The organism is Acidiphilium sp. MT5 (assembly GCF_054767495.1).
In genome coordinates, this window is the sequence record NZ_BAABMR010000010.1 from 92127 (window position 1) to 108171 (window position 16045).

Genomic DNA, 16045 nt, shown 5'->3' on the forward strand with positions numbered 1-16045 from the left:
CAAGCAAAAGGGTGGCGAGGGCAGCTATGCGGTCTAGAAGAAATTCATGATCCGACCGAGCAAACCGGGCTTGGCTTCGGTGGTTTGCGGGGTGGCGCCTTGCGTGACGGGGGCGCCGAGGGCGGCGTTTTCTTGCAGGCGGCGCTGCTCGGCGGCGGCATTAACCAATGTTGGTGTGGTTGAGGGAGCAGCGCCAAAATTCATGATCCGGGCGACGAACCCTGGCGATTTGCTGGTTTCACCGGCTTCGCGATTGACGATGGCGCGGATGTCAGGCGGCGGGGTGGGGCCGGCTTGCGCGAGGAGCGACGATTGGCCGGGGCCCATAGCGGCGCTGGAGGCGCTGGTGACGCTGGAGGGGGCGAGCAGCGCTTCGGCCTGTTGGGACGACGAGATTTGCTGTGGCCGGGGCGCGCCGGGATTGGGCCGGGGCAGCGTGGCCAGCTCGGGCGGCATGGAGAGCGGGGCTTCGGTGGCCACATCGAACGCGTTTGGCGGCGTGAGGCTCAGGCCAAAGGTTTTGGACGCGCCGCTGCACCCGGCGAGGGCCAGGGGGACGAACAAAGTGGCGAGCAGGGTGGCGGTCGGGATCGCGGAGTTGCGCTTCATGGCGCGTTCATATCGCCCGGCTGATCCGGCGGCAAGGGCGTGGCGCTGGTCAAACCGCATGGTGGGGCAAAGTTGGGCGATCAGGTGGTGGATTTCGGGTCTTTGCGGAGCAGATTCTCGGCGATCAGGGTCATCACGCCGCAGACGATGCAGGCATCGGCAATGTTGAAAACATACCATTCATAGCGGCCAAGATGAAATTCCAGGAAATCGACCACGGCACCGTAATACAGGCGCGAAATGACGTTGCCGAGCGCGCCGCCAATGATGGCGCCGAGGGCAAGGCTGGTGGTTCGGTGTGGGGCGCGCCAGAGCCAGACGGCGAGAAAGGCCACGGCGGCGATGGCGATCAGGATCAGCAGGGTGCTGGCATTGGCCCCGCTGAGCAGGCCGAACGTGACGCCGTGATTCCAGACCATCGCGAAATTCAGGATCGGCAGGATGGTCACGACATGTTTTGCCGGCAGATCCAGCCCGTAGAGAATCCAATATTTCGAGGCTTGATCGGCGGCGAGCACCACCAGGGCCATGAGCAGGCCGAGGAGCCGGTTTTGGGCGGCAGCGGTCATGCGACATACTCGCAGCAGCGCCGGCACAAAGTGGGATGGTCCGGCTGGGTGCCGACATCCGGCAGTACGCGCCAGCAGCGGGCGCATTTTGCGCCGGTGGCGATCGCGGCACCCGCCGCGTTTTGACCGAGTGTGGCGCTGGAGGTGATGCAGAGTTCGGCCCAGCTTGCGGCGTCCAGCCAAGCCGACACGTCGTTGGGTATCAATGCGACAGCTTGCAGAGAAGAACCAATCGTTTTTTGGGCGCGCATTTGTTCGATTTTGACGGTGATGGCGCTGCGCGTGTCGCGAATCTGGCTCCAGCGCTGATCGAGTGCCGGATTGAGCTCGACGGCGAGACCATCAGGGAATTGTTCGAGATGGACCGAGCGATCCGGGCCAAAATGCGCCCGCCACGCTTCATCGGCGGTGAAGGGCAGCACCGGGGCGAGCCAGGTGCAAAGGCAGCGGAGCGTGATATCGAGCACGGTGCGGCAGGCGCTGCGGGTTTGGCTCTGTTTGGTTTGCTGGCCCGCCGCATTGAGCATCACGTCGCAATAGAGGGCGTCTTTGCGAATATCGAAATAGAAGGCCGAGAGATCGTTATTGCAGAATTGGTGGATCGCTGGGTACACGCCGGTCCAATCATGGGTCTCGACGGCGGTGCGGATCATCGCATCGAGTGTCGCGAGTTTGTGCAGGATATAGCGTTCCAGCTCCGGCAGATGATCGGGCGCGAGGGCTTCAGCGGGTGTGAAGCCATCGAGCGCGCCGAGCAGCCAGCGGAGCGTGTTGCGAATCCGGCGATAAAGATCGGCCTGTTGTTTGAGGATGTCTTTGCCGATGCGCAGATCATTATGGATGTCCGCGTTCATCACCCAGAGGCGCAGAATATCCGCGCCATAGACATCGATCACTTCTTGCGGGGCGGTGACGTTGCCCAGCGATTTGGACATTTTGCGGCCTTGTTCATCGAGCACGAAGCCATCGGTGACGATGGCTTTGAACGGGGCCTGGCCCCTTGTGCCGATGGCTTCGAGCAGTGAGGCCTGGAACCAGCCGCGATGCTGATCTGAGCCTTCGAGATAGAGATCAGCCGGCCAGGGCAGGCCGCGCGCTTCGAGCACGAAGGCGTGGGTTGAGCCGCTTTCGAACCAGACATCGACAATGTCGAACACTTGTTCATAGTCATCGGGGTTGTAGGCGTTGCCGAGAAAATCCGATGGCGGGCGGGCATACCAGGCATCCGCGCCTTCGGCTTCGAACAGCGCGCGGGTGCGGGCGAATATTTCGGGGTCGTTGAGGATTTGCTTGGTGGATTTATTGACGAAAATGGCGATCGGAACGCCCCAGGCGCGCTGGCGCGAGATGCACCAATCAGGCCGGGTTTCGACCATGGAGCGGATGCGGTTGCGGCCTTGGTCTGGCACGAAGCGCGTGGCATCGAGGGCTTTGAGCGCGTGGTCGCGGATATGCTCGGGGCCATCCATGCGGATGAACCAGTTGGGACGGGCGAGATAGATCAGCGGGGCTTTTGAGCGCCAGGAATGCGGGTAGGAGTGGAGGAATTCCTCGCGTTTAAGCAGGGCGCCGACTTTTTCCAGTTCTTCGCAGACGTGATTAGCGACTTTGTATACGTGCTCGCCGGCGAAAAGCGGCACATCGGGCGCGTAGGTGCCATCATCCTGCACGGTTTCGGGGATTTCGATGCCGTATTCGCGGCAGAGGAAGAAATCATCCTCGCCATGGGCGGGGGCCATGTGGACAAAGCCGGTGCCCGCTTCGGTGGTGACGAAATCACCGGGTAGAAGGCGTATGCGGGCAGAGTAACCATAATTTATTAACGGGTGGTGGCAGAAAAGCCCACTCAAGAATATCCCTGACAGCTCATCGGCTGGACGAAACGTAAACAAAACGTCCGCTCGCAATATATGCATATCCTCTAAGAACTTATGCATCAGCGCGCTCGCGACGAAAAATTTCTCCCCAATTCTAATTGAAGAGGTTTTTTCTACCTCTTTTACTTCAACCCATTGATAAATGATTTCAGGGCCGTACGCGATGGCCCGGTTTCCAGGGATCGTCCACGGCGTTGTCGTCCAGATCGGGATGCTAGTTTCTCGGAGCATTTCGGTTGTGGGATGCCCGTTTGGAAATAAACGCTGATCGAGGTAAGCAACATCAAGCGCATTGTATGAAATTGGGAATTTTACCCAGATGGCGGTGTCTTTTTTGTCTTGATATTCGACTTCGGCTTCGGCGAGGGCGGTCTTCTCCACCGGGCTCCACATGACCGGGCGCAGGCCGCGATAAAGCGCGCCGTTGGCCGCAAATTTGTGGATTTCGGCGGCGATGGCGGCTTCGGAGCGAAAATCCATGGTGGCGTAGCGGTTGGCCCAATCGCCCTCAATGCCCAAGCGTTTGAATTCGTCGGCCTGGATCGCGAGCCAATGGGCGGCGTAGGCGCGGCATTCGGCGCGGAAATCGAGCACCGGCACGTCGTCTTTGTTTTTGCCGGCTTTGCGATATTGCTCCTCGACCTTCCATTCGATGGGCAGGCCGTGGCAGTCCCAGCCGGGGACGTAATTCGCGTCGAACCCGGCCATTTGGCGGGCGCGGTTGATGACGTCTTTGTGGATTTTGTTCAGCGCGTGACCGATATGCAGATTGGCGTTCGCGTAGGGCGGGCCGTCATGCAGGATGAAGGGCGGGCGGCCTTTGGCATCGGCGCGCAGGCGGGCGAACAGGTTTTGCGCTTGCCAGCGGGCGAGGGTTTCGGGCTCGCGGGTGGGCAGATCGCCGCGCATCGGGAACTCGGTTTTGGGCAGGAACACGGTGCTGCGATAGTCGCGCGGCGGGGCGGGTTGGTCGTTCATGATGGGTTATCCGGTTGTGCGGCGAGCGCATCGTGGGAGGGAATAGGCGAAGAAACCCGGCCGCAGAGAAAACGGGGCGCTAGGCGGCCGGGCTGCTAGAGCGTGATTGGTTATCATCAATCACGCTCTAGCCCTTGTTTGCCGATCAATTTCATTGGTTTAGGTTGAATCTGTCGATTCAACCTAAACCAATATTGATCTCGTTCGTGCGATCGGAGCAAAACCATACCTATCCATAGGATCGTTATGCTTTGGTCGGGCGGGTTTGGTCAAGAATTGCGGCGAGGCGGGCGAGGCAGGCGGGGCGGTCCGCGGTGCAACCGGTGGCGAGCCAGTCTTGGCGGACTTGGTGGAGCGCCGCGCCGATGGCCGGGCCGGGGGGCAGGCCGAGCGCGATGAGATCAGCACCGCGCAGGGGAAATTCGGGCTGGGGCATGGCGCTGAGGCGTGCGCGCAGATTGTCACTCCCCGGCGCGGCACGGGGCGCGAGATAGGATTTGACCAGCAAGGCGGCGCGGTCATGGGTGGCGAGGGCGGTGCGGAGCGCAAAATCATCCGCGTCGGCGGGGAGGATCGGCGCGGCTTGAATCTGGTGCAAGCTGGTGCGTTCGGCGTCCGACAGGCGCAGGGCGGCGGCGATTTCATCGATTGGGCCGGCATTGAGCAGGGCAAAGCGGGCGAGCGGGAGCGAAAGGCCGTTGGTGATGGCGATGCGGGCGGCGGGGAGATTGGTGCCGCCCGGCAGGATCAGCGGCAAAATACCGGTTTGCGCCATCAGGCTGAGGGCGGTGAGCGGGTTGGGGGCGAGCAGGATGCGCTTGAGTTCGGACCAGATGCGTTCCGGCGAGAGGCGGGTGAGACCGGTGCGGTGGGTTTGGATTGCCGCGATGGCGTCAGGATCGGGGGAGGATTGGGCGTAGCGGGCGAAAAAGCGGAAAAAGCGCAGGATGCGCAGATAATCTTCGGTGATCCGGGCGGCGGCGACGCCGACGAAGCGCACGCGGCCGGCGGCGAGATCGGCCTGACCCTCGAAATAATCATAGATTTGGCCGGAGCGGTCCATCGACATTGCGTTGATGGTGAAATCGCGGCGGGCGGCATCGGTTTGCCAATCATCGGTGAAGGCCACGGTGGCGTGGCGGCCATCGGTCGCGATGTCACGGCGCAGGCTGGTGATTTCAAAGCCGCGCCCATCGATCAGGGCGGTGAGGGTGCCATGATCGAGGCCGGTGGGGATGGTGCGAATGGCGGCGTCGGTGAGGCGGGTTTGCACGGTTGCGGGCGGGAGCGGCACAGCAAGGTCGATATCGGTGATCGGGTGGCCGACGATCAGATCGCGGACGGCGCCGCCGACGATGCGCGCTTCGGGCAGGGCGACCCAGAGGCGGGTCAAAGCCGGATCGTCGAGGCGGGGGATGGTCATGGTGCGCAGGCTACAGGCGCAATGATTTTAGGTAAATCGGGGTGGGGAGGTGATTTTGGGATTGAAGAACGGTTAAGCCTCTGCAATGGATAGCAAGAGCGCGGGACGATAGCGCACGGTGATGGAGGCATGTATGGCGGGTTGGCGGTTCGGTTTGATCTCGGCGTTGGCGCTGGTGGTGCCGTTGGCGGGGTGCGGCACGATGGTTGACGGCGTCAATCAGAGCATGACGGTGAAGACGACGTGGGCGGGGCGACCGGTTGACGGGGCGTTTTGCACGCTGACCAATAATCGGGGGCGCTGGTTCGTGCGGACGCCGGGTGTGGTGGAGGTGCGGCAGAGCAATTCGCCGATGAATATTGAATGCACCAAAAAGGGCTATCTGGGGAATGCGGGGGCGGTGAATTCGCATACGCGGTTTATTGCGTTCGCTAACCCGATTACCGGGCTGATGGTTGGCACGCTCGTCGATATGGGAACCGGTGGCGCGTATAAATATCCGGACGTGGTGACCGTGACGATGGTTAATCAGGCGGATTTGCCAACGCAGACCGCTAACCGATAATTCGCGCCGATCACGAAAACGTCATTGTTGCTTTGATTGACACCATACGTTACCGATAGGTAACCTGAAACATATCTGCAATGGTTGCAGGTTGTTATCATCATTTGCGTGTGGGATTTGCATGATCAGTCAAAATTGGCGGAATGTTGTTTTGCTTGCGGCCATTTTACCGTTTGCCGGTTGCGCATCGATTGTCGATGGAACCAAACAAATCGTGTCAGTGAAAACAATCAGTGCGGCGCAGGATGTCGATGGTGTGCAATGTTCACTCAAGAATAGTGAGGGGACATTTTATGTGAAAACGCCTGGGACAGTGACGGTGCATCGTGATTATGGGGCGTTGCATGTGGATTGCACCAAGGCTGGGTATCAGCCGGGGCTGATCAATGTGGCCTCCAGCACCAAAGGGATGGCGTTTGGTAATTTGTTGTTCGGCGGCTTGATTGGAACCGGCGTCGATGTCGCGGATGGCGCGGCTTATGATTATCCGACGTCAATCACGGTGCCGATGACGCTGTTGCCGGTCAATAAAGATGCCGCTGCGCCGACGCCAGCGCCGAGCGGGCAGCCAACCTCTTAGACCATTGGTCTAAAGGCCTGGGGTCTCCCGCAGCGCTTTGGCAAGGCGGAGCAGAATCCAGGCGGTGGCACCCCAGATCACGTGATCCGGGTGAGGCCAGACTGGGTAATCACGGGTGCCGCCGTGCCAGGTGGCGCGGCGCCATTCGGGCTGGTGGTCGCTGAGCAAAGTGGAAAAATCGAGCCGGAAAATCGCATCGACCTCGCCGGGGGCGGGCGCAAAATGGGGGGCGCCGTGCAGGATTGCGGTGATCGGTGTGATCCGAAAGCCGGTGCCGGTGGGAAAATCATCAAGGCGGCCAAGCAATTCGATTTGCGCGGGATCAAGGCCGATTTCTTCTTGCGCTTCGCGGATGGCGGCGGCTTCGGGCGAGCCATCTGAGGCATCGATGGTGCCGCCGGGGAGGGCCACTTGGCCGGCATGTTTGGAGAGATGGGCCGCGCGGCGGGTGAGCCAGACCCCCTGCCCCGGCTCCAACGCCACGAGCACGGCGGCGGGGCGCGCGATGCCCGCTTCAAGCGCGCGGGCGGGTCGGTTGGTGAGGGTGCGGCGCAGAAAATTGGCATCCGGCGCCGGACGATGGATGAGGGACACGCGCTCTAGCTATCGGTGTTGGGAATTTCGCCGAGCGGGAAGAAGACCCCCTCGCTCCAGACGCCCATGACGCGCTTGCCCCGGCAAAAACCGGGTTCGGCGAGGGCGACCAGTTCGTAATAGACGGAGCGGTTGATCCGCGCCTCAATAGGGTAGCGGCCATCGCCATTGCGGATATGCAAATAGGGGGTGGGGTGGCAGCTGAATAAATCATGGGCGATGCGAATCGGGTGTTCCGGCCCGGCGGTGACCATCAGATCGATATTGGTGCAAAAACTGAGACGTTGGGTGCGCCCGCTGCCGGTCCAATCAAGGCCGATCGCGATGAAAGGTGCATCTTCGACCTCGATTTCGCCGCGTTCGGCGGGGGTTTCGAGGCGGAATTTGCCATGCTCATCGCGTTTGAGGACGCTGGCGAACAGGCAGACCATGGATTTTCGCCCGATCGGGCTGCCGCGATAGAGCCAGGTGCCGTCACGCTGGATTAGGAACGGTAAAGCGCCGCAATCAACCGGGATGCGCCCCGATCCAGCGACTTTTGGTCTTTGCTTGCCCAAATCGATGCTGCGGCTTGCTTCACTCACGATATCCAACGCGGCCCTTCATGTATTTTGCTGATCCATGCCATATAGGGAGGACTTGCCGACGAAAAAACCTATTGGACGATCACAAATGACATCTGTTCGCATTTCGGTGCCGATGAGCGACCTTGACGACACACTTGCCGGGTTTGCCGCCGGTGCCGAGCGGATGGCGCAGGTGCGCGCCGCCGTGGCGCGCGAAATTTTTGGCCAAAGCGAGGTGGTCGAGCAATGTTTGAGCGTGTTGCTGGCGGGTGGGCATGGGCTGATCGTGGGCGTGCCGGGCTTGGGCAAGACCAAGCTCGTGGATGTGCTGGCCAGCACGCTGGGCTTGAGCAGCCGACGGGTGCAATGCACGCCGGATTTGATGCCGGCGGATATTTTGGGCAGCGAGGTGCTCGATCAGGATCGTGACGGGACGCGGCGGTTTCGGTTCATCGAGGGGCCGGTTTTTACCGAGTTGCTGATGGCCGATGAGATTAATCGGGCGAGTCCGCGCACGCAGTCAGCCTTGTTGCAGGCGATGGCGGAGCGGCGGGTGGCGGTTGCCGGGGTCAATCGGGAATTGCCGGCGCCATTTCATGTGTTGGCGACGCAAAATCCGCTGGAGCATGAGGGCACCTATCCGTTGCCGGAGGCGCAGCTCGATCGGTTTTTGCTCGAAATTCGGATCGATTATCCGAATGTGGAAGATGAGCGGGCGATGCTGCTGGCGACGACTGGGGTGGCGGCGGTGCAGACCGCGCCGGTGCTGGATGCGGCGGGGCTGATGGCGTTGCAGCGTTTGGTGCGGACGATGCCGGTGAGTGAGCGGGTGTTGGGCGCGATTATGCGGCTGGTGCGCGGTGCGCGGCCACAGACGCCGATTTTGCCGGAATTGGCGAGTCTGCTGAGCTGGGGACCGGGGCCGCGCGCGGCGCAGGCGTTGATGTTGACCTGCCGGGCACGGGCGTTGCTGCATCAGCGTGAGGCGCCGGGGCTTGAGGATGTGGCGGCGTTGGCGGCGCCGGTGTTGCGGCATCGGCTTGGGCTGGGTTTTGCGGCGCGGGCGGAGGGGGCTGATGTTGAAGCGTTGATCCCGCGTTTGGTTGCCGCCGCGCTGGGATGAGGAGCAGCGTCGATCGGAATCGCGCCGAGGCGCTCGCAGCAAGCCTGCCCGCCTTGGTCTTGGCGGCGCGACGGCTGGCCGGGCAGCTTGATGCCGGGCTGCATGGACGCCGACGTTCGGGTCAGGGCGAGCAATTTTGGCAATATCGTGAGGCCGAGCCAGGGGATTCGCTACGGCGGATTGATTGGCGGCGCAGTGCGCGCGGCGAGATTTTGTTCCGGCGGGAGCGCGAAGCCGAAACAAATTCGGTGCTGTTGATCGATGTGGATCAGCATCCGGGCATGGGCTGGGCCAGTGCGCCGGGGCTGGAGAGCAAGCAGGCGCGGGCGCTGGTGCTGGCGCTGGCCTGCGGCTGTTTGGCGCTGGCCGGCGGCGAGCGGGTGGCGGCGCTGGGGCGCAGCGCGCCGCTGGCGGGGGAGGATGGCTTGACCCATTTGGCCGAAGCGCTGATGCGCCCTCGACCCGCTTCGGCCGCGGCGGCGGAGCGGCGCGATGGCGTGCTGGCGCTGTTTGGCGATTTTTTGGAGGCACCGCCTGTGTTGGCGGCACGGCTTGGCGCTTTGGGCGCGGGGCTGCGCGGCGGGGTGTTGGTGCAGGTGCTCGACCCGGCGGAAGTGACATTTGCCTATCGCGGGCGGGTTTTGTTTGAGGATATCGCCACGGGCGGGCCGGATGAGGATGTGGCGCGGGCCGAGGCGGTGGCGCCGGCGTTTCGCGCGCGGATGGCGGCACAGATCGAGGCGGTGGCGCAGATGGCGCGGGCGGCGGCACTGACGCCGTTTTTGCACCGGACCGATCAATCGGCCTTATCGGCGCTGGTGCAGATTTATCCGGCGTTGCAGAGGATGCGCGGGGCGGCGGGCTGATGGGCATGCTGCTGGGGGGGATTAGTTTTGCAGCACCCTGGGTGTTGATTGCGCTGGCTGGCTTGCCCGCTTTGTATTTTCTGCTGCGGGCCACGCCCGCTTTACCGCGCCGCGTGCCGTTTCCCGCACTCGCGTTGTTGCGCGGGCTGAACCAAGCCGAGCGCACGCCGGCACGGATGCCGCTTTGGATTTTGGTGCTGCGGTTGGTGGCGCTGGCGCTGTTGATTATCGGGCTGGCGGGGCCAGCGCTTGTGCCGCCGCCGCTGTTGCCGGGGCGTGGGCCGATTTTGTTGGTTATTGATAACGGATTTGCGGCGGGTGCGGATTTTAGCGCCGTTCGGCGTGCGGCGCGGCGGGTGGTGGCGCAGGCCGGTCAGGATGGGGTGGTGTTACTTGCGACCGCGCCGGATGCAACAGGGCAAAAATTGCAGGCGAGCGGCGTGCTGACACCGCGCGCGGCGTTGGCGCGGTTGGGGGTGTTGCCGGTGCAGCCTTGGCCGGATGATGATCGTGCGGCCTTGCAGGCGGTGCGGGCGGTGTTGCGGCAGGGCAAGATGCGGTCGGTTTTCATCACCGATGGTCTGGCCGGGCCAGGGCGGGCGGCGCTGATCCGGGCGTTGGCGCCGGATTTGATTCTGACCGATGGCGCGGCGCGGGTGCGCGTGATGCAGCGTGCGCAGTTGGGGCCGCATGGCGGGCTGCAGGTGCGCCTGGCGGTGGTGCCGCATGATCGGCCGGTGGTGACGGCGGTGCTGGCAGAGACGCAAGCGGATGCGGTGTTGGCGCGGGCGACAATCCGGGTGCCACCGGGGGCGAAATTCGGCTCGACCCGGATTGATTTGCCGCCGCCCTTGCTGGATCAGGTGACGCGGTTGGTTTTGGCGGGACCGGCTGAGGCGGCGGGGGTTTTGCTGCTTGATGGCGCGGCGCGGCGGGTGAGTGTGGGGATTGTGGGCGGGGCGCAGGCGGCGCAGAAATTTCTCGGAGCCGATTATTACGTGCAACGGGCGATACCGCGCGCGGATGCGGTGCATGTGGGGACGCTGGGGACGTTGCTGGCAGATCAGCCGGGGGTGCTGATTTTGCCGGATATGCCGCTTGATCCGGCACAGATGCTGAAATTACAACGGTTTTTAGAGCAAGGCGGCGTGGTTATTCGCTTTGCCGGGCCGCTGAGCGCGACGACCCGTGATGATTTGACGCCGGACAAGCTGGTGCTAGGCGTGCGGCATGTGGGCGGCGCTTTGGGGGCCGGTAAGCCAGGGCGGATTGGGGCTTTTGCCGCTGGCTCGCCGTTGGCGGGTTTGGCGGTACCGGCGGATGTGCGGATTTCGGCGGCGCGTCTGGTTGATCCGACGCGCCTTAATCCAGCGACGGTGTGGGCGCGGCTGCAAGATGGCACGCCGATTGTGTTGGGGGTGCGGCAGGGACGCGGCACGTTGGTGTATGTTTTGACGTCCGCCAATACCGCTTGGTCGAACTGGGTGCTGGCGGCGGATTTTCCCCAGGTGATGGAGCGGCTGCTGCGGCTTGGGGTTGGGGCGCGGCCACGCCATGGCACGGTGCAGGTGATCCGCGCGCTGGATGGGTTGGGCCAATTGGGCCGGGCTGGTGCGGCGGCGCGCGCGGTGCGGGTGCGGAATTTGGACACGCTGATGGTATCGCCCGCGCATCCGCCGGGCTTATGGGGCAATGCTCAGGGGCGGATTGCGGTGAATGTGGGGGCGCATGTGCCGGTGCTGCGCGCCGGGCGGATGCCTGATGGTGTCGCGCAGGCGCGTTTATCCGGTTTGCGGCGGACCCTGCATTATGGGCCCGCGTTGATCGCGACCGGATTGCTGCTGCTGCTGGCGGATTTGCTGATATCGCTCTGGCTGCGCGGCTTGGTTGCGTGGCGCGCTGTGCTCGGCGCGGCGCTGCTGGTGGTGCTGTGCTCGGGCGGGGTGCGCCCGGCGCGCGCGCAGGGGCCGAATGGCGCGGGGGACGCCGATCAGGCGGTGCCAACGGGGGCGCTGCGCACGCGGCTTGCGTATGTTGCGACCGGCGATGCGGCGCGGGACCGAACGATCCGCTTGGGGTTGCAAGAAATTTCACGACTGGTTGATGGTGAAACCGCCGCAAAGCTGGGCCGGCCCCGGGCGGTGGTGCCTGGAGCAGAACCGCTCGATTTTTATCCATTGATCTACTGGATGGTGACGGCGGCGAGCCCGACGCCGGATGGGCAAGCGTGCCGGGCGCTTGACGGGTTTATGGCGAGTGGCGGCTTGCTCGTGATCGACACCGATGGGGGGGATGCGGGGTCGGCGGGGTCAGGCGCGGGCTTTGATCCGGGAGCGGGTGCGGCGTTGCGCCGGGTGACGGCGTGTTTGGCGATCCCGCCCTTGGCGCGGCTGACTGATCGAGCGACGTTGGGGCATAGTTTTTTTATTGTTCGGCAATTTCCGGGGCGGTTTGTTGGGGCGCCAGTGTTGATTGCGGCGAAGGGGGGACGTGACGCGGATGGCATGAGCCCGGTGGTGATTGGGCAGAATGATTGGGTGGGCGCCTGGGCGCGGCGGCGCGATGGCGCGGCGCTGCATGCGGTTTTGCCCGGCGATCCGGGCCAGCGGACCGACTCTGAGCGGTTTGGGGTGAATTTGGTGATTTATGCGCTGACCGGCACCTATAAATCCGATCAGGTGCAATTGCCGATGTTGCTGCAACGTCTCGCGCCGCAGAGGGCGCCATGAACGGCTGGAGCTTCGCGCCGCTGGTGCCGGGATGGGTGCTAATTTTGCTCAGCGTCACGGCGCTGCTGCTCACCGGATGGGCGCTCATGCGGCGGGCGCGGGGGGCGGTTTGGCGGGCGGCGGCGTTTGGGGTGTTGCTGGTTTGGTTAGCCTCGCCGCTGCGCACGGTGCGCCACACCGCGCCGCTGGATAATGTTGTGGTGGCGCTGGTCGATCATTCGGCATCGATGGCGATTGATCATCGGCGGCAGAGGGTGGATCAGGCGCTGGCGCATTTGCGCGCTCGCTTGCCCCAGGGGGTTCGGCTCAAAATTGTCACGCTGGATCGTGGTGCGGGGACCAGCACGGATTTATTTTCGGCGCTGCGGCAGGCGGTTGCGGCGGTGCCCGCAGCGCAGCGTGCCGGGGTGGTTGTGCTGAGTGATGGCGAGGCGACCGATCGCGCGCAATCATTCAGGGCGGGGCGGCAATTTCCGATCTCGGTGCTGATTCCGGCGCGCAAGGCGCAGACCGATCGCGAACTGCGCTTGTTAGCGACACCGCGCTATGGGTTGGTGGGGCATTCGGTGATGGTGCGGTTCGTGGTGCGCGATCATGGCGTGGCCGATCCGGGTAAGGCGGTGACGGTGCGGGTGAGTGTGGATGGTCATGTGGTGCAGCGCGTGGCGGCGCAGATTGGCGCGCCATCGGCCGTGCCGATCATGGTGCGCCATGCCGGGCGGGTGGTGGTGGATTTGGCGGCGCGGCCCTTGCCGGGAGCGGTGACCACGCTGAATGATCAGGCGGTGTTTGCGCTGCATGGCATTCGGCGGCGCTTGAATGTTTTATTGATTGCCGGATCGCCCAATCAGGGATTGCGCAGTTGGCGGTTGCTGCTGAAATCTGACCCGGCGGTGCGGCTGGTGAATTTCACTATTTTGCGCGAGCCTGATGAGCCGTTGGCGGCACCGGAGCAAGATGTGGCGTTAATCCCGTTTCCGGTTCGCCGGTTATTCGGGATCGATTTGCACCGGTTTGATTTGGTGATTTTGGATCAGTTTGGTGCGAACGGGGTGCTGCCGGATTTTGCCTTGGCGAATATCGCTGCGCATGTGCGCAAGGGTGGCGCTTTGTTGGTAGAAACCGGGCCGAGCTATGATGGGCGCGATAGTTTGGCGCGCACGCCGTTGCGCGCGGTGCTACCGGTGGCGCCGGTGATGGGCGGGGCGGTGGTGGGGGCGTTTGTGCCGCGCCTATCGGCGGTTGGGCGGCGGCATCCGGTGACATCGGCGCTGGCGGATGCGGCGATGGGGCCGTGGTATCGGTTTGAGCAAGGAAAGCGACAATTTGGCCGGACGGTGCTGCGCGCACCGGGGGCGGCACCGTTGCTGGTGTTGGGCCATGTTGGGCGCGGGCGGGTAGCGATGTTGATGTCCGACCAGTTTTGGATTTGGGCGCGCGGGAGTTTGGGGGATGACCGTGCGTTGGCCGGCCCTGCTTTGCCGTTGCTGCGGCGGACGGTGCATTGGTTGTTGGGGACACCGGATTTGGCAGGGAATTTCCTGTCGGCGCGGATGGTGGATGGGCGCCTTGAGGTGACGCAACGGCGCATCATTGGCGGTCCTGCCGGTCGGGTGCGGATTACCGCGCCGGATGGGCATCAGCAGACGATGCTGATGACCAAAACCGGGCCGGGGCGCTATCGAGCGGTGCTGCCTGCCACCATGCCAGGGGTTTGGCGGGCGCAGGCGGGAGGCTTGACCGCCTATGCCGGGGCAGCGACCCGCGATGCGCCGGAATATCGGGATTTGGCGGCGAGTGCGCGGATTTTGGCGCCGTTGGTGGAGCGCACCGGCGGGCGGGTGGTGTGGTTGGGGCGTGACCCGACGCCGTCATGGCGTGGTTTGTTTCGTGATCGGCATGCGGTGATGGTGACGGGGTTGCGGCGGGTGCGGTTATTGCCTGCTGAGCCGATCGCGGTTTTGGTTTTGCTGCTGGTGGTGCTGGCGTGGTGGCGTGAGCGGTAACAGGGCGGGTTGAGAAGGAGGGCATGATTGTGGGTGAGTTGACCATTCTGCGCGATTGGCGGGCGGTGCCAGAGCAAGCACGCGGGGCGAGCGTGGCGCTGGGGAATTTTGATGGGGTGCATCGTGGTCACGCCGAAGTGCTGCGCGCGGCCCATGCGGCGCGACCGGACGCGCCGAGGGCGGTGCTCAGTTTTGCGCCGCATCCGCGCGAGTTTTTTCGCCCTGATGATCCGCCGTTTCGGCTGACGCTGGAGGCTGAGCGCGCCGAGGCTTTGGCGGCGTTGGGGGTGCAGATTTTGGTTGAATTGCCGTTTGACCGGGCTTTTTCGGCGTTGAGCGCGGGCGATTTCATCGATGAGGTGCTGCATCGTGGGTTGGGAGCGGCGCATGTGGCGTGCGGGGCGGATTTTGCCTTTGGCCATCGGCGCGGCGGGGATGTGCGCTTGCTTGCCGCGCGCTGCGCTGAATTGGGGATTGGGCTGAGCGTGGTGCCGCATTTGGACGATGCGGAGGGGCCGATTTCCTCGACGCGGATCCGGCGGCTGTTGCAGGATGGGTATCCGGAGCGGGCGGCATCGTTGCTGGGGCGCGACCCGGTTGTGCGCGGCGAAGTGGTGCATGGCGATGCGCGCGGGCGCACCATTGGTTTTCCCACCGCGAATATTGCGCTGGGGCGGCATCTTGAGCCGGCGCGCGGGGTTTATGCGGTGAGTGCGCTATTCCCGGATGGGATTTTACGGCGGGGGGTTGCGAATATTGGCCGACGACCGACCGTGGCCGAGGGGGCAATTGCCCGGCTGGAGGCGCATTGGTTTGATTTCGATGGCGATTTGTATGGCGTGACGCTCGCGGTGGCGTTGCATCATTTCATTCGCGAGGAGCGCAAATTTGAGAGTTTCGAGGCGTTGCGCGGGCAGATTATCCGCGACGCCGAGGCGGCGCGCGCCTGGTTCAACGCTCCATTAGGCGCGGCATAAGCTCGACAAGGTTGCAGGGGCGGTGGCGACTATCGAGCTGCCAGCGGAGAATATCATCCCAGCCATCTTTGACGGCGCCGGTGGAGCCAGGGAGGGCAAACAGATAGGTGCCGCCGGCAACGCCGCCGATGGCGCGCGATTGAATGGTTGAGGTGCCGATTTTTTGATAGCTCAGCATGCGGAACAGTTCGCCGAACCCTTCGATGGTTTTATCGAGCACGCGGGAGAAGGCTTCGGGCGTGACATCGCGCCCGGTGATGCCGGTGCCGCCGGTGGTGATCACCACATCGATCGCTGGATTGGCGATCCAGTTTTGTAATTGGGCGGTGAGGCGATCCGCGTCATCGGGCAAAAGTGTGCGGTCGATCAGATGATGGCCGGCTTCGGTGATGCGCGTGGCGAGAGCGTCACCGGAGGTGTCATTCGCGGCAGTGCGGGTATCCGATACGGTGAGGAGAGCGATGGCGACGGGGACGAACGGGCGGGATTCATCAATGCGCGACATAGCAGGCTCCTTGGACGAGTGATGACGCAGAATAGGATTAATGCGCGATGGCTGAAAGAGGGTCTTGACGTTTGCCAG

The 16045-nt window shown here is 63.5% G+C and carries 14 protein-coding genes; 7 read left to right on the top strand and 7 right to left on the bottom strand.

Annotated features, from left to right (window positions below):
- Positions 1-33: 33 nt before the first annotated feature.
- The 4 genes from ACYUCQ_RS11810 to ACYUCQ_RS11825 form a co-directional block, all read right to left on the bottom strand.
- A complete protein-coding gene (locus ACYUCQ_RS11810) occupies positions 34-609 on the bottom strand; it encodes a DUF3035 domain-containing protein (RefSeq protein WP_460254732.1) in 576 nt (191 codons plus the stop codon).
- Between the two features lie 80 nt (positions 610-689).
- The gene (gene lspA / locus ACYUCQ_RS11815) at positions 690-1178 is read right to left on the bottom strand and encodes a signal peptidase II (protein WP_460254733.1); all 489 of its coding nucleotides are present in this window, start codon (positions 1176-1178) and stop codon (positions 690-692) included.
- Positions 1175-4033, bottom strand: a complete 2859-nt coding sequence (gene ileS, locus ACYUCQ_RS11820; protein WP_460254734.1) for an isoleucine--tRNA ligase — start codon at positions 4031-4033, stop codon at positions 1175-1177. The genes lspA and ileS overlap by 4 nt, the downstream gene beginning before the upstream one ends.
- A 244-nt stretch (positions 4034-4277) precedes the next feature.
- The gene (locus ACYUCQ_RS11825) at positions 4278-5456 is read right to left on the bottom strand and encodes a CCA tRNA nucleotidyltransferase (protein ID WP_460254735.1); all 1179 of its coding nucleotides are present in this window, start codon (positions 5454-5456) and stop codon (positions 4278-4280) included.
- 133 nt (positions 5457-5589) lie between these two features.
- Here ACYUCQ_RS11825 and ACYUCQ_RS11830 point away from each other — a divergent pair, with 133 nt between their 5' ends.
- Positions 5590-6021: a hypothetical protein gene (locus ACYUCQ_RS11830; protein WP_460254736.1), complete on the top strand. Its 432-nt coding sequence runs from the start codon at positions 5590-5592 to the stop codon at positions 6019-6021.
- Between the two features lie 220 nt (positions 6022-6241).
- Complete coding sequence (locus tag ACYUCQ_RS11835; RefSeq protein ID WP_460254737.1) at positions 6242-6601, top strand: hypothetical protein; 360 nt, start codon at positions 6242-6244, stop codon at positions 6599-6601.
- A 9-nt stretch (positions 6602-6610) separates the two neighbouring features.
- Here ACYUCQ_RS11835 and ACYUCQ_RS11840 read toward each other — a convergent pair whose 3' ends face one another.
- Positions 6611-7195 (bottom strand): NUDIX hydrolase, encoded by a 585-nt coding sequence (locus ACYUCQ_RS11840; protein WP_460254738.1) that lies wholly within the window; start codon positions 7193-7195, stop codon positions 6611-6613.
- A 5-nt stretch (positions 7196-7200) separates the two neighbouring features.
- On the bottom strand, positions 7201-7782 hold the full coding sequence (locus ACYUCQ_RS11845; protein WP_460254819.1) for a DUF1285 domain-containing protein: 582 nt from the start codon (positions 7780-7782) through the stop codon (positions 7201-7203).
- 112 nt (positions 7783-7894) lie between these two features.
- Between ACYUCQ_RS11845 and ACYUCQ_RS11850 the strand changes: the two genes are divergently transcribed.
- The 5 genes from ACYUCQ_RS11850 to ACYUCQ_RS11870 are packed head-to-tail and all read left to right on the top strand — an operon-like array spanning position 7895 to position 15462.
- Entirely contained in the window at positions 7895-8884 is a 990-nt protein-coding gene (locus ACYUCQ_RS11850) for an AAA family ATPase (RefSeq protein ID WP_460254739.1), read from the top strand.
- On the top strand, positions 8881-9750 hold the full coding sequence (locus ACYUCQ_RS11855; protein ID WP_460254740.1) for a DUF58 domain-containing protein: 870 nt from the start codon (positions 8881-8883) through the stop codon (positions 9748-9750). Before ACYUCQ_RS11850 ends, ACYUCQ_RS11855 begins: the two co-directional genes overlap by 4 nt.
- A complete protein-coding gene (locus tag ACYUCQ_RS11860; protein ID WP_460254741.1) occupies positions 9750-12479 on the top strand; it encodes a DUF4159 domain-containing protein in 2730 nt (909 codons plus the stop codon). The genes ACYUCQ_RS11855 and ACYUCQ_RS11860 overlap by 1 nt, the downstream gene beginning before the upstream one ends.
- The gene (locus ACYUCQ_RS11865; RefSeq protein ID WP_460254742.1) at positions 12476-14485 is read left to right on the top strand and encodes a hypothetical protein; all 2010 of its coding nucleotides are present in this window, start codon (positions 12476-12478) and stop codon (positions 14483-14485) included. Before ACYUCQ_RS11860 ends, ACYUCQ_RS11865 begins: the two co-directional genes overlap by 4 nt.
- 38 nt (positions 14486-14523) lie before the next feature.
- Entirely contained in the window at positions 14524-15462 is a 939-nt protein-coding gene (locus ACYUCQ_RS11870) for a bifunctional riboflavin kinase/FAD synthetase (protein ID WP_460254820.1), read from the top strand.
- Here ACYUCQ_RS11870 and moaB read toward each other — a convergent pair.
- Positions 15437-15967, bottom strand: coding sequence for a molybdenum cofactor biosynthesis protein B (moaB, locus tag ACYUCQ_RS11875; RefSeq protein ID WP_460254743.1), 531 nt, complete (start codon positions 15965-15967; stop codon positions 15437-15439). The two genes, ACYUCQ_RS11870 and moaB, sit on opposite strands and share 26 nt — an antisense overlap.
- Positions 15968-16045: the final 78 nt, after the last annotated feature.

Excerpts from the sequence above, each read along its gene's own strand:
- ACYUCQ_RS11810 (WP_460254732.1), bottom strand. The coding sequence starts at position 609 with ATGAAGCGCAACTCCGCGATCCCGACCGCCACCCTGCTCGCCACTTTG.
- lspA (WP_460254733.1), bottom strand. The coding sequence starts at position 1,178 with ATGACCGCTGCCGCCCAAAACCGGCTCCTCGGCCTGCTCATGGCCCTG.
- ileS (WP_460254734.1), bottom strand. The coding sequence starts at position 4,033 with ATGAACGACCAACCCGCCCCGCCGCGCGACTATCGCAGCACCGTGTTC.
- ACYUCQ_RS11825 (WP_460254735.1), bottom strand. The coding sequence starts at position 5,456 with ATGACCATCCCCCGCCTCGACGATCCGGCTTTGACCCGCCTCTGGGTC.
- ACYUCQ_RS11830 (WP_460254736.1), top strand. The coding sequence starts at position 5,590 with ATGGCGGGTTGGCGGTTCGGTTTGATCTCGGCGTTGGCGCTGGTGGTG.
- ACYUCQ_RS11850 (WP_460254739.1), top strand. The coding sequence starts at position 7,895 with ATGAGCGACCTTGACGACACACTTGCCGGGTTTGCCGCCGGTGCCGAG.
- ACYUCQ_RS11855 (WP_460254740.1), top strand. The coding sequence starts at position 8,881 with ATGAGGAGCAGCGTCGATCGGAATCGCGCCGAGGCGCTCGCAGCAAGC.
- ACYUCQ_RS11860 (WP_460254741.1), top strand. The coding sequence starts at position 9,750 with ATGGGCATGCTGCTGGGGGGGATTAGTTTTGCAGCACCCTGGGTGTTG.
- ACYUCQ_RS11865 (WP_460254742.1), top strand. The coding sequence starts at position 12,476 with ATGAACGGCTGGAGCTTCGCGCCGCTGGTGCCGGGATGGGTGCTAATT.
- moaB (WP_460254743.1), bottom strand. The coding sequence starts at position 15,967 with ATGTCGCGCATTGATGAATCCCGCCCGTTCGTCCCCGTCGCCATCGCT.